The sequence below is a fragment of the Aerococcus sp. L_32 genome (assembly GCF_050689315.1).
Window position 1 is genome coordinate 1 of sequence record NZ_JBOEQF010000950.1, and the last position, 718, is coordinate 718.

Genomic DNA, 718 nt, shown 5'->3' on the forward strand with positions numbered 1-718 from the left:
TTTGTAAGTTTTCGTATGCGATTTTATTTAATGTTGTTGTCATATAACCACCTCTTCTATTTCTATTATGACAGGACGCGTGGAGTGGGTCAATGTGGATGCTTGGTAGAGAATGCCAGCAAGATGCGTTTCGCCCTTTTCCAGGGGGGTACTTGTCAGATGCTGATGGTTTGGCTAAAATATTGGGAAAGAAGGGGTGTTGTGCATGGAACTTGAAAGTGTTGCGGTATATTTGGGGTCGGCTACTGGAGATGACCCAGTTTATGAAGAGATGGCGACAAAGGTCGGGGAGTTGATTGCTAAATCTGGGCGGACTTTGGTTTATGGTGGGTCAAATGTGGGCTGTATGGCTGCTGTAGCGAACGGGGCTTTGGCTTTTGGCGGCGATGTGATGGGCGTTGTGCCACAGAAGTTGGCGGATAACAATATTCAACATCCTGACCTGACTAAATTGTTTGTTGTCCAAGGGATGCACGAACGGAAGGCGCAGATGATTGATTTGTCTGACGGGTTTATTGCCTTGCCGGGTGGTCCAGGGACCATGGAAGAGTTGTTTGAAGTGATTTCCTGGAAGCAGGTTGGCTACCACGACAAACCAATCGGGATTTTGAATGTGAATAACTACTATGACGGCTTGTTAGACTTTTTGGATTTCCAAGTCGACCATGGGTTTATGCATCAACAATACAGAGATATGTTGTTGGTTGAAAGCGATCCG

The 718-nt window shown here is 46.1% G+C and carries 1 protein-coding gene; it reads left to right on the forward strand.

Features of this window, described 5'->3' with window-relative positions; all coding sequences use genetic code 11:
- Window positions 1–205 precede the first annotated feature (205 nt).
- Window positions 206–718: TIGR00730 family Rossman fold protein (locus ACRCJ0_RS17545; RefSeq protein WP_431391434.1), on the forward strand; the 513-nt coding region annotated here is incomplete at its 3' end.